Here is a 19,952-nt window from a genome sequence, read left to right as displayed (position 1 = left end):
GAAAGCTAAGCTTGCAGCCAGACGCCCGCACGCGCAGGACGGGCCACTTCAGTGAAACGCAACACGGAGGAGAAACAGTGAAGTTTAAAGTGATGGCGCTGGCGGCTCTGGTCGCACTTAGCACGGCGAATATTCAGGCGAATGAATTGCCGGACGGCCCGCATATCGTGACGTCAGGGACGGCGAGCGTGGATGCGGTTCCGGATATCGCGACGCTGGCTATTGAGGTCAACGTAACGGCAAAAGACGCCGCTTCCGCCAAAAAGCAGGCGGACGATCGCGTTGCGCAATACCTCGGTTTCTTGCAGCAAAACAACGTGGAGAAAAAAGATATCAACTCCGCGAACTTACGCACCCAGCCGGAATATGAGTATCTGAAAGATGGCAAAGCCCAGCTTAAAGGATATCGCGCGGTACGTACCGTCGAGGTGACGCTGCGCCAGCTCGACAAGCTTAACGATCTGCTGGACGGCGCGCTGAAAGCGGGGCTTAACGAAATTCGCTCCGTATCGCTCGGCGTTGCGCATCCGGAAGAGTATAAAGACAAGGCGCGCAAAGCCGCTATCGATGACGCCGTACGCCAGGCGCAGCAGCTGGCCAGCGGCTTTAAGCGTAACCTGGGGCCGGTTTACAGCGTGCGTTATCACGTGTCGAACTACCAGCCGGGCCCGATGGTGCGGATGATGAAAGCCGAAGCCGCCGCGCCGGTGAGCGCTCAGGATACTTACGATCAGCAGACCATTCAGTTTGACGATCAGGTCGACGTGGTGTTTGAACTGCAGCCGGAGCAGGCGCAGCGCGAATCCGCTCCAGCTTCGCTTAATAGCGCGCCGGGGCAGAACGCCGCGCCAGCCGCGAACGGCGCTACCGCGAAGTAAAGAAAAACCCGCCAGCCGGCGGGTTTTTTTATTCCTGTCTTAATACCTTATGACCATATTCCAGCAGCGCGTCGGTGACGTTGCGCATCATGCGGCTTTCCGGCGCAAAGCGGTGCCAGTAAAGCATCCGGCGCTGGCAAAGGCCTGGCGTGAGGTCGATTAGCTCGCCGCTTTGCAGCTCTTTTTCAATCTGCAAATGCGGGATCATGCAGCAGGTGGTGCCCTGGCGGGCGAGCTGTACAAAGGCTTCCGATGAGTTGACGATATGGCATGGCACGCTGCCCGGCGGCAGGTCGAAGTTTTGCTGCAGGAAGGCCTGATGCATATCGTCGAGATGGTCGAACGCCACCGCAGGCGCTTTTAACAGCGAAGCGCGGGTGACGCCGTTGGGAAAGTAGCGTTCGGCAAACGCCTTCGAGGCGACAAACAGGTAGTCGAGCGCGCCGAGCTTATCCACGAGACAGCTTGGCAGCGCCTGCGGCTGGATACTTACCGCGCCCACCACTTCGCCCCGGCGTAAACGCTCCTGCGTGCGGGTTTCATCCTCCACTTGCAGGTTAAGACGAATAGGGGAATCGACCAGTACCGGCGCAAGCGCAGGCAGCAGCCAGGTAGCCAGACTGTCGGCGTTGACCGCCAGCGACAGCAGAAGCGGAGTCGCGCCCGTCTGTTCGTCGCCGAGCCATTCATCCTCCAGCAACTCCACCTGACGCAGCAACGCCAGCAGCTTCTGGCCCTGTTCGGTAGGGCGCGGCGGCACGGTGCGAACCAGCAAAGGCTGGCCAAACATGTTTTCCAGTTGCTTGATGCGTTGCGACACGGCGGACTGGGTGATACACAGCTTTTGCGCGGCGCGCTCAAACCCGCGTTCACGAATGACCGCATCCAGCGCCTGTAGTGTCCTGTAGTCCGGGCGTTTCATCTTTTTGGCATGCTCCTGAATCGTAATGTTTCGCACTATGACATAAATTTTTGCCAGGCACAGGCAGAAACCGCAATCATCGGAGCAGTATGCCTGACGGAAGGAGTCTTTTTCAGCGAGCCTGTTCTATAATGCGCCACAGTTTTCACACACAGGCAAAAGATCATGACGCAGGATGAACTGAAAAAAGCAGTGGGCTGGGCCGCGCTTCAGTATGTGCAGCCGGGAACGATTGTCGGCGTGGGCACCGGCTCCACGGCGGCGCATTTTATCGACGCGCTCGGCACCATCAAAAATCAGATTGATGGCGCGGTATCAAGCTCGGACGCTTCCACCGCCAAACTGAAAAGTCTCGGCATTCACGTTTACGATCTCAACGAGGTGGATTCGCTCGGCATTTATGTCGACGGCGCGGATGAGATAAACGGCCAGATGCAAATGATTAAAGGCGGCGGCGCGGCGCTGACGCGTGAAAAAATCATCGCCTCGGTGGCGGAAAAGTTCATCTGCATCGCCGATGCGTCAAAGCAGGTCGATATCCTCGGCAACTTCCCGCTGCCGGTTGAGGTTATTCCGATGGCGCGAAGCGCAGTAGCCCGTCAGCTGGTGAAGCTGGGCGGCCGTCCGGAATACCGCCAGGGCGTAGTGACCGATAACGGCAACGTCATTCTGGATGTCCACGGCCTTTCCATCATGGAACCCATTGCGCTGGAAAATGCGATTAACGCGATTCCCGGCGTCGTCACCGTGGGGCTTTTTGCTAACCGCGGCGCGGACGTTGCGCTTATCGGCACGTCGGAAGGCGTCAAGACCATCGTGAAATGATCTGACCGGGGCGCCCGCGCGCCCCGCCAGGGTAAAAAAATCTTAACCGCGAAATTTGGTGACATATGTCACATTTGTCGTCTCCGCTTTTCCATTTCTGCCGTCATATTTCTGCCACACAATATTTTCTTCTGCCTTTCAGCGCTGCGTGACTTTTCTTCAGGACGCCGACGCAAACGTTCATATTGCCGGACCCGCAAATTTTGATATGTTGGCAGAAGGCTGACTTATTGCTCAGTACACAATCTGATAAGACAAGACAGGGTCGGGAAATGGCAAAAGTATCACTGGAGAAAGACAAAATTAAATTCTTGCTGGTGGAAGGCGTGCACCAGAAAGCCATCGATAGCCTGCGTGCAGCGGGTTATACCAATATCGAATACCACAAAGGCGCGCTGGACAGCGATGCGCTGAAAGAGTCGATCCGTGACGCTCACTTTATTGGCCTGCGATCCCGTACCCATCTGACCGAAGAGATTTTCGCCGCAGCGGAAAAACTGGTGGCGGTAGGTTGCTTCTGCATCGGCACCAACCAGGTTGACCTGAACGCGGCGGCGAAACGCGGCATTCCGGTCTTTAACGCGCCGTTCTCCAATACCCGTTCCGTAGCGGAACTGGTGATCGGCGAGCTGCTGCTGCTGCTGCGCGGCATTCCGGAAGCGAACGCCAAAGCGCACCGCGGCATCTGGAGCAAACAGGCGGCGGGCTCTTATGAAGCGCGCGGCAAAAAGCTCGGCATCATCGGCTACGGCCACATCGGCACCCAGTTGGGCATCCTGGCGGAAGCGCTGGGCATGCATGTTTATTTCTACGACATAGAAAGCAAACTGCCGCTTGGCAACGCCACGCAGGTTCAGCATCTTTCCGATCTGCTGAACATGAGCGATGTGGTCAGCCTGCACGTGCCGGAAAACGCCTCAACGAAAAATATGATTGGCGCCGAACAGCTCTCGTTGATGAAGCCGGGCGCGCTGCTGATCAACGCCGCGCGCGGCACCGTGGTTGATATCCCGGCGCTCTGTGACGCGCTGTCGCGCAAACACCTCGCGGGCGCGGCGATTGATGTCTTCCCGACGGAGCCTGCCACTAACAGCGATCCGTTCAACTCTCCTCTGTGCGAATTCGATAACGTTATTCTGACGCCGCACATCGGCGGCTCCACGCAAGAAGCGCAGGAGAACATCGGTCTCGAAGTCGCGGGCAAGCTGGTGAAATACTCCGACAATGGTTCGACGCTCTCTGCCGTTAACTTCCCGGAAGTTTCGCTGCCGCTGCACGGCGGCACGGTAAGCCGCCTGCTGCATATTCACGAAAACCGTCCTGGCGTGCTGACCGCTATCAACCAGATCTTCGCCGAGCAGGGCATTAACATTGCCGCGCAGTTCCTGCAAACCACGCCGCAGATGGGTTATGTGGTTATCGACATTGATGCCGAAGAAGATGTGGCGAACAAAGCGCTGCAAAGCATGAAGGCGATTGCAGGCACCATTCGCGCTCGTCTGCTGTACTGATAAAAGAGCCATAAAAAAGCCCGCTTCAGCGGGCTTTTTGTTGGGCGCTTACCACGTCCAGATCTTTTCAGGCGTGACGACGGCGGGCAGCGGGATATCCCATTCTTCAACGGGAAGCGAGGCCACCTGCTGGCAATCATGGGCGTAACCCACCGGCCACAGCTCATGGCTGCGCCAGTTTTGCAATGTACGGTCGTAAAAGCCGCCGCCCATGCCAAGACGTTGCCCCTGAGCGTCAAAAGCCACCAGCGGCGTGACCAGCACATCCAGTTCGCTTAGCGGCAACACGTGGCGGACATCAAGCGGCGGCTCGTAAATTTTCAGACGATTCAGCATCAGTTCGCTGTGTGGGAAGTAGCGCAGAAAAAGCAGATTGCCGGGACTGAAGGGGTGAAGCACAGGCAGGTAAACCTGTTTACCGGCGCGCCAGAGTCCTTCTATCAGCGGGCGGGTATCGAGTTCGCCATCAAAAGAGAGAAATACTGCTACGGTTTTCGCTTCCACCACGGGCGCATAAGCCATCATTCGGGCGGCGGCCTGTTGGGCAAATCGCGTTTGCTGTTCGGGCGTAATAGTACGACGTAACTGACGGATTTCTTTGCGGATTTGCTGTCTGAGTTCGGGAGTAACTGGCCGTTGCGTCATGGTAGTAAAAGTGGGGAATCTCCGAGATGCCGCCGTAGGCTGTAACCCTTGAACCCGCGGTTCAAGGTGAATGCGTCGTCACGGTTTTCAGGCTTCTCGGACGAACCGAGCATGCTCACCAACCGTGGAGCGTCACATTCTGTTTTTTTGAAATATCGGCTCAGGGGACTGGCCCACTTGCGAACATCTCAGAGAAATTTTTTTCTTCACGGTCACTCTACCATAGTAGACCATAAAGCATTATTCAAACTTTGGTCCCGTTCTCTCACTTATGCGACCTTGCTCAAGCAATGCTTGCTCAATGGTCTGCTGGAGCATCCGAATACGCTGTTCCATGCTGGCTGCGTAATCACGGGTTTTGGTCTTTTCCTGAGCCAGCTCATAACAGACGTTCAACGCCGCGATGAAAACCAATTGCTCAGTATTGGTGACTCTAGTGCGAACTTTCAGATCTTGCAACCGTTGATTCAGATCTTCCGCCGCCTGATTTAGTGCATCCCGCTGCTCTGGCGGACAATTCACCCGCAGTGAACGACCAAAAATTTGGATATCGACTGGTTGTGCAGACATTCCACCTTCCTGCTGTTGATTCACCTGCCGTTCGCGCCTTCCGGGGCGGCGAAGGGGCGACACTATAGCTACCCTGATAGGGAGATACAAGCCCTTTTCTGGTATCACCAGGGTCCAGAGTGGTAGCATACCATGAATATCCCCTCAACGACGATGAATGCGCATGTCTATACAGAACCAAATGCCTCGCTACGGCGAGCTCGGCCAGTTGCTTAACCAACAAGGCGTGGGGCTGACCCCTGCGGAAATGCACGGTCTCATCAGCGGAATGCTGTGCGGCGGCAACCAGGACAGCAGCTGGCAGCCGCTGCTGCATGACCTCACTAACGAGGGGTTGGCGTTTGGGCAGCAACTTGCACAGGCGCTGCGCGAGATGCACGCCGCGACCAGCGACAACCTGGAGGATGACGGTTTTCTGTTTCAGCTTTATCTGCCGGAAGGCGACGACGTCAGCGTCTTCGACCGCGCCGACGCGCTGGCGGGCTGGGTGAACCATTTCCTGCTGGGGCTTGGCGTCACGCAGCCTAAGCTTGATAAGGTCGCCGGCGAAACGGGCGAAGCTATCGACGATCTGCGCAACATCGCGCAACTGGGCTACGACGAAGACGAAGACCAGGAAGAGCTGGAGATGTCGCTGGAGGAGATAATCGAATACGTGCGCGTAGCGGCGCTGCTGTGCCATGACACGTTTACGCGCAACGCGCCGACCGCGCCGGAAGTCCGCAAGCCCACGCTACACTAAAATAAAAACGCAGCAGGAGGTGCAATGACACAGGTAGAGTTTCTCCGCCGTCGCCAGGCATTGCTGGCGAAGATGGCGCCCGCCAGCGCCGCGCTGATTTTCGCCGCGCCTGAGACGACGCGCAGCGCTGACAGCGAGTATCCGTATCGCCAGAACAGCGATTTTTGGTATTTCACCGGCTTTAACGAGCCGGAAGCGGTGCTGGTGCTTATCAAAAGCGATGACACCCATAACCACAGCGTGTTGTTTAACCGCGTGCGCGATAAAACCGCTGAAATCTGGTTTGGCCGCCGCCTGGGGCAGGAAGCGGCGCCGGAAAAACTCGCCGTGGACCGCGCGCTGGCGTTTGATGAGATTAACGAGCAACTCTATCAGCTGTTAAATGGCCTCGATGTGGTTTACCACGCCCAGGGACAGTACGACTGGGCTGATAACATCGTGTTCGCCGCGCTGGAGAAACTGCGTCGCGGCTCGCGCCAGAACCTGGCGGCGCCCGCCACGCTTACCGACTGGCGTCCCTGGGTGCATGAAATGCGCCTGTTCAAATCGCCGGAAGAGATAGCAATCCTGCGCCGGGCAGGCGAAATTAGCGCGCTCGCGCATACGCGGGCGATGCAGGTCTGCCGCCCGGGCATGTTTGAATATCAGCTGGAAGGGGAAATTCATCATGAATTTAACCGCCACGGCGCGCGGTTTCCCTCCTACAACACCATCGTCGGCGGCGGCGAGAACGGCTGCATCCTGCACTACACCGAAAACGAAAGCGAACTGCGCGACGGCGATCTGGTGCTTATCGACGCGGGTTGCGAATATCAGGGCTACGCAGGCGATATCACCCGCACCTTCCCGGTGAACGGCAAATTTACCCCTGCCCAGCGCGCCATTTACGACATTGTGCTGGAATCGCTCGACACTTCGCTGCGCCTGTTCCGCCCGGGAACGTCCATTCAGGAAGTGACCGGCGAAGTGGCGCGCATTATGGTCAGCGGGCTGGTGAAGCTGGATATCCTGAAAGGCGAGGTGGATCAGCTGATTGCCGATAACGCCCATCGCGCTTTCTTCATGCATGGCCTGAGCCACTGGCTGGGGCTGGATGTGCATGATGTGGGCCACTACGGTCCGGACCGCTCGCGCACGCTGGAACCTGGCATGGTGCTGACCGTCGAACCAGGGCTTTATATCGCGCCGGACGCCGACGTGCCGCCAGAGTACCGCGGCATCGGCATTCGCATCGAAGATGACATTCTCATTACTGAAAACGGTAATGAGAACCTTACCCACAGCGTCGTGAAATCCGCAGACGATATCGAAGCGCTGATGGCGGCGGCGCGTCAGGCATGAGCGTTATCATCATCGGCGGCGGCATGACCGGCGCGACGCTGGCGCTGGCGCTTTCGCACTTCACCCGCGGCGCGCTGCCGGTGCACCTGGTCGAGGCCAGCGCGCCGGAATCCGCCGCGCATCCGGGGTTTGACGCGCGCGCTATCGCCCTGGCGCACGGCACCTGCCAGCAGCTGGCGCGGTTTGGCGTCTGGCAGGCGATTGCCGATAAAGCGACGCCCATCAGCACTGTGCACGTCAGCGACCGCGGCCATGCGGGCTTTGTAACGCTGGAAGCGAAAGCGTATGACATCGCCGCGCTGGGGCAAGTGGTGGAGTTGCACGATGTCGGGCAGCGGTTGTTCAGCATGCTGCGTAAGGCGCCTGGCGTGCAGCTGCATTGCCCTGACCGTGTGGCAAGCTTCACGCGAAGCGAAGAGGGCGTAAGCGTGCAGCTTGAGAGCGGCGCAACGCTTTCGGGCAGTCTGCTGGTGGCCGCGGACGGTACGCGTTCGCCGCTGGGCGCGCAGTGCGGCATCACCTGGCGCCAGCAGCCTTACCATCAACTGGCGGTTATTGCTAACGTGACCACCTCGCAGCCGCACGACGGTCGCGCCTTTGAGCGTTTTACTGAATATGGTCCGCTCGCGATGCTGCCGATGTCGCAGGGGCGCAGCTCGCTGGTGTGGTGTCATCCGCTGGAAAAAGAGGCGGAAGTCATGGCCTGGGATGACGCCCGTTTTTGCCATGAATTGCAAAAAGCGTTTGGCTGGCGGCTCGGGCGCATTACCCATGCCGGCGCGCGCAGCGCTTATCCGCTCTCGCTTACCCGCTCCTCGCAGGCTATCTCCCATCGCGCCGTGCTGGTCGGCAACGCCGCTCAGACGCTGCATCCCATCGCCGGGCAGGGGTTTAACCTCGGTTTGCGCGATGTGATGACGCTTGCCGAAACGCTTGCCCAGGCGCATGACCGCCAGCAGGATATCGGCGATTATCCCGTGCTGGCGGCTTATCAACACCGCCGTCGACAGGACAGAGCCGCCACCATCGGCGTCACCGATGGGCTGGTGCATGTTTTTGCCAACCGTTGGGCGCCGCTGGTCGTGGGGCGTAATCTGGGCCTGATGGCGATGGAACTATTTACCCCGGCGCGTGATGCGCTGGCGCAACGCACCCTTGGCTGGGTTGCGCGTTAAAGGAGAAGAATGTGCAAAGCGTAGATGTGGCGATTGTAGGCGGCGGCATGGTGGGGCTGGCGGTAGCCTGCGGACTGGAAGGCTGCGGCCTGCGCGTGGCGGTGCTGGAGCATCAGCCGCCGCAGCCCGTGACCGCCGATGCGCCGCCTTCGCTGCGCGTCTCTGCCATCAATGCCGCCAGTGAAAAGTTACTGGAGAAGCTGGGCGTATGGCGCGATATCCTGCAAATGCGTGCCAGCGCCTATCACGGCATGGAAGTGTGGGAGAAAGACAGCTTCGGGCGCATCGCCTTTGACGATAAGGGGTACGGTTATACGCACCTCGGTCATATCATCGAAAACAACGTCATTCATCAGGCGCTGTGGAACAAGGCGCAGCAGGGCAAAGACATTACCCTGATGGCCCCTGCCGAACTGCAGCAGGTGGCGTGGGGCGAGAACGAGGCGTTTCTGACGCTGAAAGACGGCAATATGCTCACCGCAAGGCTGGTGGTGGGCGCCGACGGTGCCAACTCCTGGCTGCGCGATAAAGCGGACATTCCGCTGACGTTCTGGGATTACGAACACTCCGCGCTGGTGGCGACCATCCGCACCGAGGAGCCGCACGGCGCAGTCGCGCGCCAGGCGTTCCATGGCGACGGCATTCTCGCCTTTCTGCCGCTTAGCGATCCGCACCTGTGCTCCATCGTCTGGTCGCTGCCGCCGCTTGAAGCGCAGCGCATGCAGCAGGCCAGTGAAGACGAGTTTAACCGGGCGCTGTGCGTGGCCTTTGATAACCGCCTGGGGCTGACGAAGGTGGAAGGCGAGCGGCAGGTGTTCCCGCTGACCGGCCGTTACGCACGGCAGTTCGCTGCGCACCGCCTGGCGCTGGTGGGCGACGCCGCGCATACCATTCACCCGCTTGCCGGCCAGGGCGTTAACCTTGGTTTTATGGATGCGGCGGAGTTGATAGCCGAATTGCGTCGCCTGTTCGCGCAGGGCAAAGATATCGGTCAGCACCTTTATCTTCGTCGCTACGAGCGTAGCCGCAAGCACAGCGCGGCGGTCATGCTCGCCAGCATGCAGGGCTTTCGCGAACTGTTTGCCGGCAACAATCCGGCGAAAAAGCTGCTGCGCGATGTGGGTTTGAAACTCGCCGATTCGCTCCCCGGCGTTAAACCGCAACTGCTGCGCCAGGCGATGGGTCTCCACGACCTGCCGGATTGGTTACGTTAACTGCGTCACACTTCTCTTTTCACTGGACGAAAAGAGGAGTGTTCACTCATTTGAAATATTCTAATTTCACCGCTTTTTTCGGATTAGTTTTTCTCATCCCGTGTTTTTTCTCTTAAGGCAATTCTTACGCTGATTTGGTTGTTATTACTGGTTAATAACGAAAGGTTCAGCATTTAAATCTGCTTTATCCGCTCTGATCCGTTAGTAAATAGTTAAAAGCGCTGTGGCGCATCTTTCCCATTTTGGTCATAAGCTAATGTGATGACTTAACTCACCTTATGGTTTACGCGCCATTTCGGTGATAACGTCAGGCGAAAGGTAACGTTTGCGTCGACGCCGGGATCGGTGTCGGCGACAGATGGCGGGCGCGGCAGTCAGAGGCCCAAAACCATCACCGACCCGGCAGAAAAACGAGGAAAAGATGGCCCAACAGACCCCTTTGTATGAGCAGCATGTTCAGTGTGGCGCACGTATGGTGGATTTTCACGGCTGGATGATGCCGCTGCACTACGGCTCGCAGATTGATGAGCACCACGCCGTGCGTAACGACGCGGGCATGTTTGATGTCTCGCACATGACCATCGTCGACCTGCGCGGCGAGCGCACCCGGGAATTTTTGCGCTACCTGCTGGCGAACGACGTCGCCAAACTCACTCAGCCTGGCAAGGCGCTTTACACCGCCATGCTTACCGCCTCCGCAGGCGTCATTGACGACCTGATTGTCTATTTCCTCGCTGAAGACTATTTCCGCCTCGTGGTTAACTCCGCCACCCGTGAAAAGGATCTTGCGTGGATTAACGAGCATGCGGAGCCGTTCGCCGTTTCCGTTACGGTGCGCGACGACCTGTCGCTTATCGCGGTGCAGGGCCCGAACGCCCAGCAGAAAGCCGGCGCGCTCTTTAACGAAGCGCAGCGCAAAGCGGTCGCGGGCATGAAACCGTTTTTTGGCGTTCAGGCGGACGAGCTGTTTATCGCCACCACCGGTTATACCGGCGAAGCGGGTTATGAAATCGCCATGCCGAACGAGAACGCCGCAGGCTTCTGGGCGCAGCTGGTGGAAGCGGGCGTAAAACCCTGCGGTCTGGGCGCGCGCGACACGCTGCGTCTGGAAGCGGGCATGAATTTATATGGTCAGGAGATGGACGAGGGCGTATCGCCGCTCGCCGCCAATATGGGTTGGACCATCGCCTGGCAGCCGCAGGAGCGTGACTTCATCGGTCGCGAAGCGCTTGAAGCGCAGCGGGAGCAGGGGACCGAACAACTGGTTGGCCTCGTCATGACCGAAAAAGGCGTATTGCGCGGCGGGCAGCCGGTTCACTTTACCGATGAGCTGGGCCGCGTGCGTGAAGGCGTCATCACCAGCGGTTCTTTCTCCCCAACGCTTGGCTACAGCATCGCGCTGGCGCGCGTGCCTGCGGGGATTGGCGACACCGCTATTGTGCAGATCCGCAACCGCGAAATGCCTGTCCACGTCACTAAACCGATTTTTGTCCGCGCCGGTAAGCCGGTCGCCCAATAAGTTTTGCTATCTGGAGAATAAGCATGAGCAATGTGCCGAATGAACTGAAGTACAGCAAAGAACACGAATGGCTGCGTAAGGAAGCGGATGGCACTTACACCGTCGGCATTACCGAACACGCGCAGGAACTGCTTGGCGACATGGTGTTTGTGGACCTGCCGGAAGTGGGCGCGACCGTGGCGGCGGGCGATGATTGCGCCGTCGCGGAGTCGGTTAAAGCGGCTTCTGACATCTACGCCCCGGTGAGCGGCGAAATCGTTGCGGTGAACGATGCGCTGAGCGACTCCCCGGAGCTGGTGAACAGCGCGCCGTACGGCGAAGGCTGGATCTTTAAGATCAAAGCCAGCGACGAAAACGAAGTAGCGGCGCTGCTGGACGCGGCGGCTTATGACGCGCTGCTGGAAGACGAATAATTTCAGCTCTCCTCGCCTGTATGAGAAGAGAAAGGGGTAAGCGCTGGCTTATCCCGCTCCTTCAGGGAGCGACAAGCACACCCATCGCATTAATTTGCTTCACTGCACGTTTCAGGAAATATCGCCCATGACCCAGACCCTGAGCCAGCTGGAAAACCGCGAAGCCTTTATCGAACGCCACATCGGTCCCTCTGCTTCGCAACAGCAGGAGATGCTGCGCACCGTTGGCGCGGACTCGCTGAATGCGCTGACCGCGCAAATCGTTCCCGCCGACATCCAACTGGCCGCGCCGCCGTTTATCGGCGAAGCCGCCACCGAGTTCGCCGCGCTGGCGGAGCTGAAAGCCATCGCCAGCCGCAACAAGCGTTTTAAAAGCTATATCGGGATGGGCTATACCGCCGTTCATACGCCGCCGGTCATCCTGCGCAATATGCTGGAAAACCCGGGCTGGTACACGGCCTACACCCCTTACCAGCCGGAAGTGTCGCAGGGACGTCTTGAAGCGCTGCTGAACTTCCAGCAGGTGACGCTGGATCTCACCGGGCTTGATATCGCTTCCGCCTCCCTGCTCGACGAAGCGACCGCCGCCGCCGAAGCGATGGCGATGGCTAAGCGCGTCAGCAAGCTTAAAGGCGCGAACCGCTTCTTCGTGGCCCAGGATATTCATCCGCAGACGCTGGACGTGGTGCGCACCCGCGCGGAAACGTTCGGCTTTGAAGTTATCGTCGATGAGCCGGGCAAAGCGCTCGATCATCAGGATATTTTCGGCGTGCTGCTGCAACAGGTGGGCACTACCGGTGAAGTGCATGATTACGGCCCGCTGATTGAAAAACTGAAAGCGCGCAATGTGATTGTGAGCGTGGCGGCGGATTTTATGGCGCTGGTGCTGCTGACGGCGCCGGGCAAGCAGGGCGCGGATATTGTGTTCGGCTCCGCCCAGCGTTTCGGCGTGCCGATGGGATACGGCGGCCCGCACGCGGCGTTCTTCGCGGCGAAAGATGAATTTAAGCGTTCTATGCCAGGCCGCATTATCGGCGTTTCCAAAGACGCGGCGGGCAACACCGCGCTGCGCATGGCGATGCAGACCCGCGAGCAGCATATCCGCCGCGAAAAAGCGAACTCCAACATCTGTACTTCACAGGTGCTGCTTGCCAACATCGCGAGCCTTTACGCCGTTTTCCACGGACCGAAGGGCCTCAAGCGCATCGCCAGCCGCATTCACCGCTTCACCGATATTCTGGCGGCAGGTCTGCAGCATAAAGGGCTGAAGCTGCGTCATAGCGCCTGGTTCGACACGCTGTGCGTGGAAGTGGCCGATAAAGCCGCCGTGCTGGCGCGCGCGCAGGGCGCCGAGGTTAACCTTCGCAGCGACATTCTGAACGCCGTGGGCGTTACGCTTGATGAAACCACCACTCGCGAAGATGTGCTGCGTCTGTTCAGCGTCCTGCTTGGCGACAACCACGGTCTGGATATCGACGCGCTGGATAAAGACGTGGCGCTCGACAGCCGCTCCATCCCGCAGGCGATGCTGCGCGAAGACGACATCCTTACCCATCCGGTCTTTAATCGCTACCACAGCGAAACCGAGATGATGCGCTACATGCATTCGCTCGAGCGTAAAGACCTGGCGCTGAATCAGGCGATGATCCCGCTGGGTTCCTGCACCATGAAGCTGAACGCTGCGGCGGAAATGATCCCCATCACCTGGCCGGAGTTTGCCGAACTGCATCCGTTCTGCCCGGCGGAGCAGGCCGAAGGCTACCATATGATGATTGGCCAGCTTTCCGAGTGGCTGGTGAAGCTGACGGGCTACGACGCGCTGTGCATGCAGCCGAACTCAGGCGCGCAGGGGGAATACGCCGGCCTGCTGGCGATTCGCCATTACCATGAAAGCCGCAACGAAGGCGCACGCGATATTTGTCTTATCCCGAGCTCCGCGCACGGCACCAACCCGGCCTCCGCGCAGATGGCGGGGATGGAGGTGGTGGTCGTGGCTTGCGACAAGCAGGGCAATATCGATCTTGCCGATCTGCGCGAGAAGGCGGAGCAGGCGGGCGATAAACTCTCCTGCATCATGGTCACTTACCCGTCCACGCACGGCGTGTATGAAGAGACTATCCGTGAAGTATGCGAAATCGTTCATCAGTATGGCGGCCAGGTTTATCTCGACGGCGCCAACATGAACGCCCAGGTGGGTATCACCTCGCCGGGCCATATCGGCGCGGACGTTTCCCACCTCAACCTGCATAAAACCTTCTGCATTCCGCACGGCGGCGGCGGGCCGGGCATGGGGCCGATTGGCGTGAAAGCGCACCTGGCGCCGTTCGTGCCGGGCCACAGCGTGGTACAGATTGAAGGAATGCTGACCCGCCAGGGCGCGGTTTCCGCCGCGCCTTTCGGCAGCGCCTCAATCCTGCCTATCAGCTGGATGTATATTCGCATGATGGGGTCTGAAGGGCTGAAGCAGGCAAGCCAGGTGGCTATTCTGAACGCCAACTACATCGCCACGCGCCTGAAATCGGCCTATCCGGTGCTTTATACCGGGCGCGAGGGGCATGTGGCGCACGAGTGTATTCTCGACATCCGTCCGCTAAAAGAAGAGACCGGCATCAGCGAGCTGGATATCGCCAAACGTCTTATCGACTACGGCTTCCACGCGCCGACGATGTCTTTCCCGGTGGCGGGCACGCTGATGGTGGAGCCGACGGAATCAGAAAGCAAAGCCGAGCTGGACCGCTTTATCGACGCGATGCTGGCTATCCGCATGGAGATTGACCGCGTGGCGAAAGGAGAGTGGCCGGCGGAAGATAACCCGCTGGTTAACGCGCCGCACGTTCAGCACGAGCTGGTGGAAGAGTGGACGCATCCCTATAGCCGTGAACGGGCGGCTTTCCCGGCAGGCTTTGGCAACAAGTACTGGCCGACGGTTAAACGTCTGGACGATGTTTACGGCGACCGCAACCTGTTCTGCTCCTGCGTGCCGATGAGCGAATACCAGTAATTCCGGCAAGAGGATGACGAAGGGCGCTGCGGCGCCCTTTTTTATTCAAAAGCGATAAATTCAGCGGGCACCGCGCGGGTCAGCCAGACGCCGTTATCCGCCTGATGAAACGCGTAGCCTTGCTGATGCATATCGCTGGCGTTGATTTTCAGCACAACCGGTTTGCCGTGGCGCACGCCAACGGCGACGGCAGTCGCCTCATCGCCTGAAAGGTGCACGTAATGACGCGAACCGGCCACCAGCCCCTGCTGGCGAATGCTCTCAAGAAAACGGGTGGCGGTGCCGTGGTAAAGTATCCCTGGAGGCGTTTTTTCCTCCCACTGAATAGCTACCTGTTTTGTAGAGTGGCCCTGCACGGCGCGAATGCGTAGTTTGTCTGCAGTTAACGCAAAGCGTTTTTTGTCGTTATCCTGCACCACCGCCTCAATCAGCCCGGGCGTAAGATGCTTGCCCGCTTTAGCGGCGCGCGTTATCAGTTCATCCACTGAGGCCCAGCCTTCGGTATCCAGTTGCAAACCGATAGACTCGGGCTGGTGGCGCAAAACGTAGCTTAAAAATTTGCTGATGTCGGCGTGTGATCTCATTTTCTGCCTTTCTGTTTGTTCTTGCCTGAGCGTGACGAGAGAGCAATAACCTGAATGCTGATTAAAAATCATCGCCGATACGTCCCCGAATAAAAAGGAGAAAAGCATGTCTGTTGCACTTATCACCGGCGCCAGCCGCGGCATTGGTCGGGCCACGGCGCTATTGCTGGCCGCGCAGGGCTATAAGGTTGTGGTGAATTACCATAAAAACGCGCAGGCGGCGCAGGAGGTGGTAGAAGCCATCCGCGCGAAAGGCGGCGAAGCGCTGGCGGTGCAGGCGGATATTGCGGACGAGGCGCAGGTTATGGCGATGTTTGCACAGATAGATGCGCTTAATCAGCCGCTCGGCGCGCTGGTGAATAACGCGGGCATTCTTTTCACGCAGTGCCGCGTCGAGGAGCTTACCGCTGAGCGGATTAATAACGTGCTGGTGACCAACGTCACCGGCTACTTTCTCTGCTGTCGCGAAGCGGTAAAGCGCATGGCGCATCACCACGGCGGCAAAGGCGGGGCTATTGTTAACGTTTCGTCGGCGGCCTCAAGGCTTGGCGCGCCCGGCGAATATGTTGATTACGCAGCATCTAAAGGCGCGGTAGATACGCTTACCACCGGACTTGCGCTGGAGGTCGCGGGGCAGGGCATTCGCGTAAACTGCGTGCGGCCGGGGCTCATTTATACCGAAATGCACGCTTGCGGCGGCGAGCCGGGACGAGTGGACAGAGTAAAATCAAGCCTGCCTATGCAGCGCGGCGGCCAACCGGAGGAGGTAGCGGAGGCGATTGCCTGGTTGCTTAGCGAGAAAGCCTCTTACGTGACGGGAAGCTTTATCGAACTGGCGGGCGGGAAGTAGGTAGGGTTGAGCGTTTCATTCACTCGTTTTACCGGATATAAACGCCAGGCGGGGTAAACGTTGTATCGCTGTCCAGCATACTGAATAAGCGACAGTCGTCTCTCTCCCGATGGGGAGAGAGACGCGCGGAAGTCAGAGTTTTTCGCCGTTGCTGGCGATGACTTCTTTGTACCAGTTGAAGCTTTTTTTACGCGAGCGTGACATGTCGCCCGTGCCGTCATCGTGTTTGTTCACGTAGATAAAGCCGTAGCGCTTGCTGTACTGGCCGGTGGTGAACGACACGCAGTCGATGCAGCCCCACGGGGTATAGCCCATCAGATCCACGCCGTCGTAAGTCACCGCTTTTACCATCTCGGCAATGTGGGCGCGCAGGTAATCGATACGGTAATCGTCATTGATACTGCCGTCCGCTTCCACTTTATCGTAAGCGCCAAAGCCGTTCTCAACGATAAACAGCGGCTTCTGGTAGCGCTCGTAGAGCTCACACAGCGCATAGCGCAGGCCCACCGGGTCAATCTGCCAGCCCCAGTCGGAGGCCTTCACGTGCGGGTTCGGCACGCTGCCCTGGAAACCGGTCAGCGCGTCGCCGCTGCCGCCTTCTGCTTTTACCGCGTTGGTCATGTAATAGCTAAAGCCCAGGTAGTCGCAGCAGCCTTCGCGCAGGATCTGCTCGTCGCCTGCTTCCATTTTGATGTTGAAGCCGCGGCGCTCCCATTCGTTCAGCACGTAGGAAGGGTAATAACCGCGCAACTGCACGTCAGTAAAGACATAGCGCTCGCGCATGGACTCCTGAGCATACATCACATCTTCCGGCTTACAGGAGAAGGGATAGAGCGGCACCATCGCCAGCATGCAGCCGATCTGCATCTGCGGGTTAATGCGATGGCCGATTTTCACCGCCATGGCGCTGGCCACGAACTGGTGGTGCAGCACCTGATACATCGTCTCTTCGGGGTTGTCGTGTTCGGTATAGACCACGCCGGAGCAGCAGTAGCCGAACAGCGGCGCTCGCCAGTTACGCTGGTTGTTGATTTCGTTAAAGGTCATCCAGTATTTGACCTTATTCTTGTAGCGCTCAAACACCACTTCGGCGAAGCGAACAAAGAAATCGACGACTTTACGGTTGGTCCAGCCGCCGTACTGCTGCACCAGATGCAGCGGCATTTCGAAGTGAGAAAGGGTGATGACGGGTTCAATGTTATATTTCAGCAGTTCATCAAACACCGCATCATAAAATTTCAGCCCCTCTTCGTTCGGCTCGGCTTCGTCGCCTTTCGGGAAGATACGTGTCCAGGCGATGGAGGTGCGGAAACATTTAAAGCCCATCTCGGCGAAAAGCCTGATGTCTTCTTTGTAATGGCTGTAGAAGTCGACCGCTTCATGGTTCGGGTAGTATTTGCCCGGCACGACGGACTCGGTAATTTCACGCGGGACGCCGTGCGCGCCGCCGGTCAGCACGTCGCAAATGCTGGGGCCTTTGCCGCCCTGGTTCCAGCCGCCTTCAACCTGGTGCGCGGCGACCGCGCCGCCCCAAAGGAACTCTTTCGGAAGTGTCAGTTGCTTCATTTCATTCATCTCTTCGTTATTCGATAAACCGATCAAAGACAATAAATCGCGCAGAGCCAATTAACGTTTAACGCGAGTCTAACAAAGGGAATTTTAAAGTCACGATATAACAAATAGTGGATAACGTGACTTGTTACAAATGAAAAACAGCCTGTTTTTTTTATGCCAGTTTTTTCGCCATTTTACGGCCCAGCGTCTCAAGAATATAAATTACCGGCACCTGCGTCGTAATATCATACACGCCGGCAATGCGGGTTTGCGGCACGTGCCAGGAGAGGTTGAAATCGGCAAGCTTTGCCAGTGACGAGTTGTCGTGACTGGTAATAGAGAGCACCTTGCAGCGGTGAAGGCTGAACTGGCTGGCGAAACGCAGGATCTCCGCGGTTTCACCGGAAACAGAAAGGACGATAGCCAGCGCATTTTTGGCCATATCGTTGGTGACAGGAAAATAAGGGTCGTCAATATGGTTGCTGAATTTCCCGACGTTGGAGAAAAAGCGCGCACCATATTTCGCTAAAGCGCCAGAGGTTCCCGCGCCGACAAAAATAATGCGCTCAGAGGAGAGAATAATATCGACCGCGCGGTCGAGCAGATTATCAAATTCCTCATTATTAACGCTTCTGAAAAAACTGATGATTTCGCTGGCGCCGAAATTAGCCTGCTGAGGTTCGTTCTGTTCTAAATATAATTTAAAGCGTACGCGGAATTCGGAATAGCCTTCGCAGTTAAGCTTGCGGCAAAAGCGCAGCACCGTGGTTGTGGAGACGCCAGCCGCGTCCGCCAGCTCGCGAATGGTCATATACATCACTTTGTCGCGGTTTTTGATGACAAAGTTATAAACCATCATCTCCAGATTATTGAGGCTGGCGATAGCGGAGTGGGTAAACATCGTCACGGGCGGGGCTTCCTTCGCGTAATGGCTGACAGCAGCGTCTGCTCAACATATATCTTATGCTGCCATAAATCCCAACCGGGCGCGTCATTCTTTCGTTTGCGGATGCATAACCCGCGGCTGACGCTTATGATGCTTTTTTGCTTTTTGCCTGAGGAGAGACCGTTGCAAAACGACATTACCTTTTTCGCCCGCTTTGAGCCGGATATCCTGGCCGGGCGTAAAACCATTACGATCCGCGATGCAGCCGAATCGCATTTCCAGCCAGGCCAGCGCCTGCGCACCGGACGCTATGAAGATAATGGCTATTTTTGCACGCTTGAAGTTATCAGCACCACGCCAGTCGCGCTTAACGAGCTGAGCGACGAGCATGCGCGCCAGGAAAATATGACGCTCGCTGAACTCCGGCAGGTGATAGCAGAGATATACCCGGGTCTGGATAAGCTTTATGTAATTGCTTTTAAGCGGATTTCATAGCACAGCTGTAAGCTTTGCGCCTGCTTTAAAGGCGTGATGCATAAAGCGAAGCGGCGCGGTCACGACAGGTAACAGATTTATTTTAGCTAACAGGTGTTCACTGAAATCATTCTCAGTTAGGCTATGCATGTCGTCTGTTTTTTGACACCTCTGTCGGAGCTTCACTATGGTTCGCAAGCCGCTCATTGCTCAGGGATATTCGCTGGCTGAGGAAATAGCCAACAGCATCAGCCACGGCATTGGGCTGGTATTTGGCATCGTCGGTCTGGTATTGCTGCTGGTGCAGGCGGCGGACACCAACGCCAGCGCCATGGCCATTACCAGCTATAGCCTTTATGGCGGCAGCATGATCCTGCTGTTTCTCGCCTCCACGCTTTACCATGCTATTCCTCATGCCAGGGCCAAGGTCTGGCTGAAGAAATTCGACCACTGCGCTATTTATCTGTTGATAGCAGGCACGTATACGCCGTTTTTGCTGGTAGGGCTTAACTCGCCGCTGGCGAGGGGGCTCATGATTGTTATCTGGAGCCTGGCGCTGCTGGGAATTCTTTTTAAGCTCACTATCGCGCACCGCTTTAAGGTGCTGTCGCTGGCGACCTATCTGACGATGGGCTGGCTTTCCTTAGTGGTGATTTATCAGATGGCGGTAAAACTGGCGGCGGGCAGCGTGACGCTGCTGGCGGTGGGCGGCGTGGTTTATACGCTCGGCGTGATTTTCTACGTTTGTAAACGCATCCCTTATAACCACGCCATCTGGCACGGCTTTGTACTGGGCGGCAGCGTCTGCCACTTCCTCGCTATTTATCTCTATATCAAATAACGCTAAC

At 57.6% G+C, this 19,952-nt stretch carries 19 protein-coding genes and 1 other RNA gene; 13 read left to right on the top strand and 7 right to left on the bottom strand.

What is annotated here, in order from left to right:
* The first annotated feature begins 77 nt into the window (after window positions 1-77).
* Window positions 78-878, top strand: coding sequence for an oxidative stress defense protein (locus ACU4F7_RS18080; protein WP_029591053.1), 801 nt, complete (start codon window positions 78-80; stop codon window positions 876-878).
* A 28-nt stretch (window positions 879-906) separates the two neighbouring features.
* On the opposite strand, the gene argP is transcribed toward ACU4F7_RS18080, so the two are convergent.
* Window positions 907-1,800, bottom strand: coding sequence for a DNA-binding transcriptional regulator ArgP (argP, locus tag ACU4F7_RS18075; RefSeq protein ID WP_024555543.1), 894 nt, complete (start codon window positions 1,798-1,800; stop codon window positions 907-909).
* A 165-nt stretch (window positions 1,801-1,965) separates the two neighbouring features.
* Here argP and rpiA point away from each other — a divergent pair, with 165 nt between their 5' ends.
* Window positions 1,966-2,625 (top strand): ribose-5-phosphate isomerase RpiA, encoded by a 660-nt coding sequence (rpiA, locus tag ACU4F7_RS18070; protein WP_029591052.1) that lies wholly within the window; start codon window positions 1,966-1,968, stop codon window positions 2,623-2,625.
* 272 nt (window positions 2,626-2,897) lie between these two features.
* Window positions 2,898-4,136: a phosphoglycerate dehydrogenase gene (gene serA / locus ACU4F7_RS18065; RefSeq protein WP_481637481.1), complete on the top strand. Its 1,239-nt coding sequence runs from the start codon at window positions 2,898-2,900 to the stop codon at window positions 4,134-4,136.
* A 48-nt stretch (window positions 4,137-4,184) separates the two neighbouring features.
* On the opposite strand, the gene ACU4F7_RS18060 is transcribed toward serA, so the two are convergent.
* The 3 genes from ACU4F7_RS18060 to zapA form a co-directional block, all read right to left on the bottom strand.
* Complete coding sequence (locus ACU4F7_RS18060) at window positions 4,185-4,781, bottom strand: 5-formyltetrahydrofolate cyclo-ligase (RefSeq protein WP_029591051.1); 597 nt, start codon at window positions 4,779-4,781, stop codon at window positions 4,185-4,187.
* A gap of 14 nt (window positions 4,782-4,795) precedes the next feature.
* Window positions 4,796-4,979: non-coding RNA, 6S RNA (gene ssrS, locus ACU4F7_RS18055), on the bottom strand.
* Between the two features lie 42 nt (window positions 4,980-5,021).
* A complete protein-coding gene (gene zapA, locus ACU4F7_RS18050) occupies window positions 5,022-5,351 on the bottom strand; it encodes a cell division protein ZapA (protein ID WP_024551313.1) in 330 nt (109 codons plus the stop codon).
* Window positions 5,352-5,514: 163 nt separating this feature from the next.
* On the opposite strand from zapA, the gene ACU4F7_RS18045 reads away from it, so the two are divergent.
* The 7 genes from ACU4F7_RS18045 to gcvP all read left to right on the top strand — a co-directional run bounded on the left by ACU4F7_RS18045 (window position 5,515) and on the right by gcvP (window position 14,756).
* A complete protein-coding gene (locus ACU4F7_RS18045) occupies window positions 5,515-6,093 on the top strand; it encodes a YecA/YgfB family protein (protein WP_029591050.1) in 579 nt (192 codons plus the stop codon).
* Window positions 6,094-6,117: 24 nt separating this feature from the next.
* Window positions 6,118-7,434 carry a Xaa-Pro aminopeptidase gene (gene pepP / locus ACU4F7_RS18040; protein WP_481637480.1) on the top strand — a complete coding sequence of 439 codons (1,317 nt, stop codon included), beginning with the start codon at window positions 6,118-6,120 and terminating at the stop codon, window positions 7,432-7,434.
* Window positions 7,431-8,609: a 2-octaprenyl-6-methoxyphenyl hydroxylase gene (gene ubiH, locus ACU4F7_RS18035; RefSeq protein WP_029591048.1), complete on the top strand. Its 1,179-nt coding sequence runs from the start codon at window positions 7,431-7,433 to the stop codon at window positions 8,607-8,609. Before pepP ends, ubiH begins: the two co-directional genes overlap by 4 nt.
* Before the next feature lie 11 nt (window positions 8,610-8,620).
* Entirely contained in the window at window positions 8,621-9,823 is a 1,203-nt protein-coding gene (gene ubiI, locus ACU4F7_RS18030; protein ID WP_481637479.1) for an FAD-dependent 2-octaprenylphenol hydroxylase, read from the top strand.
* Window positions 9,824-10,244: 421 nt separating this feature from the next.
* Entirely contained in the window at window positions 10,245-11,342 is a 1,098-nt protein-coding gene (gene gcvT, locus ACU4F7_RS18025; protein ID WP_481637478.1) for a glycine cleavage system aminomethyltransferase GcvT, read from the top strand.
* A 23-nt stretch (window positions 11,343-11,365) separates the two neighbouring features.
* Window positions 11,366-11,755, top strand: coding sequence for a glycine cleavage system protein GcvH (gene gcvH, locus ACU4F7_RS18020; protein WP_029591045.1), 390 nt, complete (start codon window positions 11,366-11,368; stop codon window positions 11,753-11,755).
* A 127-nt stretch (window positions 11,756-11,882) separates the two neighbouring features.
* Window positions 11,883-14,756 (top strand): aminomethyl-transferring glycine dehydrogenase, encoded by a 2,874-nt coding sequence (gene gcvP / locus ACU4F7_RS18015; protein ID WP_481637477.1) that lies wholly within the window; start codon window positions 11,883-11,885, stop codon window positions 14,754-14,756.
* A 41-nt stretch (window positions 14,757-14,797) separates the two neighbouring features.
* Here the strand turns inward: gcvP and ACU4F7_RS18010 are convergent, their stop codons facing one another.
* On the bottom strand, window positions 14,798-15,340 hold the full coding sequence (locus ACU4F7_RS18010; RefSeq protein ID WP_481637476.1) for an RNA 2'-phosphotransferase: 543 nt from the start codon (window positions 15,338-15,340) through the stop codon (window positions 14,798-14,800).
* 106 nt (window positions 15,341-15,446) lie between these two features.
* On the opposite strand from ACU4F7_RS18010, the gene ACU4F7_RS18005 reads away from it, so the two are divergent.
* Entirely contained in the window at window positions 15,447-16,190 is a 744-nt protein-coding gene (locus ACU4F7_RS18005; RefSeq protein WP_325938798.1) for an SDR family oxidoreductase, read from the top strand.
* A gap of 132 nt (window positions 16,191-16,322) precedes the next feature.
* Here the strand turns inward: ACU4F7_RS18005 and ACU4F7_RS18000 are convergent, their stop codons facing one another.
* A complete protein-coding gene (locus tag ACU4F7_RS18000; RefSeq protein WP_024555530.1) occupies window positions 16,323-17,756 on the bottom strand; it encodes a 6-phospho-beta-glucosidase in 1,434 nt (477 codons plus the stop codon).
* A 160-nt stretch (window positions 17,757-17,916) separates the two neighbouring features.
* Entirely contained in the window at window positions 17,917-18,645 is a 729-nt protein-coding gene (locus tag ACU4F7_RS17995; protein ID WP_029591041.1) for a MurR/RpiR family transcriptional regulator, read from the bottom strand.
* 168 nt (window positions 18,646-18,813) lie between these two features.
* Between ACU4F7_RS17995 and yqfB the strand changes: the two genes are divergently transcribed.
* Both yqfB and trhA read left to right on the top strand, forming a co-directional pair.
* Complete coding sequence (gene yqfB / locus ACU4F7_RS17990) at window positions 18,814-19,125, top strand: N(4)-acetylcytidine aminohydrolase (RefSeq protein WP_029591040.1); 312 nt, start codon at window positions 18,814-18,816, stop codon at window positions 19,123-19,125.
* Window positions 19,126-19,291: 166 nt separating this feature from the next.
* A complete protein-coding gene (gene trhA, locus ACU4F7_RS17985) occupies window positions 19,292-19,945 on the top strand; it encodes a PAQR family membrane homeostasis protein TrhA (RefSeq protein WP_481637475.1) in 654 nt (217 codons plus the stop codon).
* Window positions 19,946-19,952 lie beyond the last annotated feature (7 nt).

It is taken from the genome of Franconibacter pulveris, from assembly GCF_056780215.1.
This window is presented reverse-complemented; position numbering and strand designations above follow the sequence as displayed.

Excerpts from the sequence above, each read along its gene's own strand:
- argP (WP_024555543.1), bottom strand. The coding sequence starts at position 1,800 with ATGAAACGCCCGGACTACAGGACACTACAGGCGCTGGATGCGGTCATT.
- rpiA (WP_029591052.1), top strand. The coding sequence starts at position 1,966 with ATGACGCAGGATGAACTGAAAAAAGCAGTGGGCTGGGCCGCGCTTCAG.
- serA (WP_481637481.1), top strand. The coding sequence starts at position 2,898 with ATGGCAAAAGTATCACTGGAGAAAGACAAAATTAAATTCTTGCTGGTG.
- ACU4F7_RS18060 (WP_029591051.1), bottom strand. The coding sequence starts at position 4,781 with ATGACGCAACGGCCAGTTACTCCCGAACTCAGACAGCAAATCCGCAAA.
- zapA (WP_024551313.1), bottom strand. The coding sequence starts at position 5,351 with ATGTCTGCACAACCAGTCGATATCCAAATTTTTGGTCGTTCACTGCGG.
- ACU4F7_RS18045 (WP_029591050.1), top strand. The coding sequence starts at position 5,515 with ATGTCTATACAGAACCAAATGCCTCGCTACGGCGAGCTCGGCCAGTTG.
- pepP (WP_481637480.1), top strand. The coding sequence starts at position 6,118 with ATGACACAGGTAGAGTTTCTCCGCCGTCGCCAGGCATTGCTGGCGAAG.
- ubiH (WP_029591048.1), top strand. The coding sequence starts at position 7,431 with ATGAGCGTTATCATCATCGGCGGCGGCATGACCGGCGCGACGCTGGCG.
- gcvT (WP_481637478.1), top strand. The coding sequence starts at position 10,245 with ATGGCCCAACAGACCCCTTTGTATGAGCAGCATGTTCAGTGTGGCGCA.
- gcvH (WP_029591045.1), top strand. The coding sequence starts at position 11,366 with ATGAGCAATGTGCCGAATGAACTGAAGTACAGCAAAGAACACGAATGG.
- gcvP (WP_481637477.1), top strand. The coding sequence starts at position 11,883 with ATGACCCAGACCCTGAGCCAGCTGGAAAACCGCGAAGCCTTTATCGAA.
- ACU4F7_RS18010 (WP_481637476.1), bottom strand. The coding sequence starts at position 15,340 with ATGAGATCACACGCCGACATCAGCAAATTTTTAAGCTACGTTTTGCGC.
- ACU4F7_RS18005 (WP_325938798.1), top strand. The coding sequence starts at position 15,447 with ATGTCTGTTGCACTTATCACCGGCGCCAGCCGCGGCATTGGTCGGGCC.
- ACU4F7_RS18000 (WP_024555530.1), bottom strand. The coding sequence starts at position 17,756 with ATGAAGCAACTGACACTTCCGAAAGAGTTCCTTTGGGGCGGCGCGGTC.
- ACU4F7_RS17995 (WP_029591041.1), bottom strand. The coding sequence starts at position 18,645 with ATGTTTACCCACTCCGCTATCGCCAGCCTCAATAATCTGGAGATGATG.
- trhA (WP_481637475.1), top strand. The coding sequence starts at position 19,292 with ATGGTTCGCAAGCCGCTCATTGCTCAGGGATATTCGCTGGCTGAGGAA.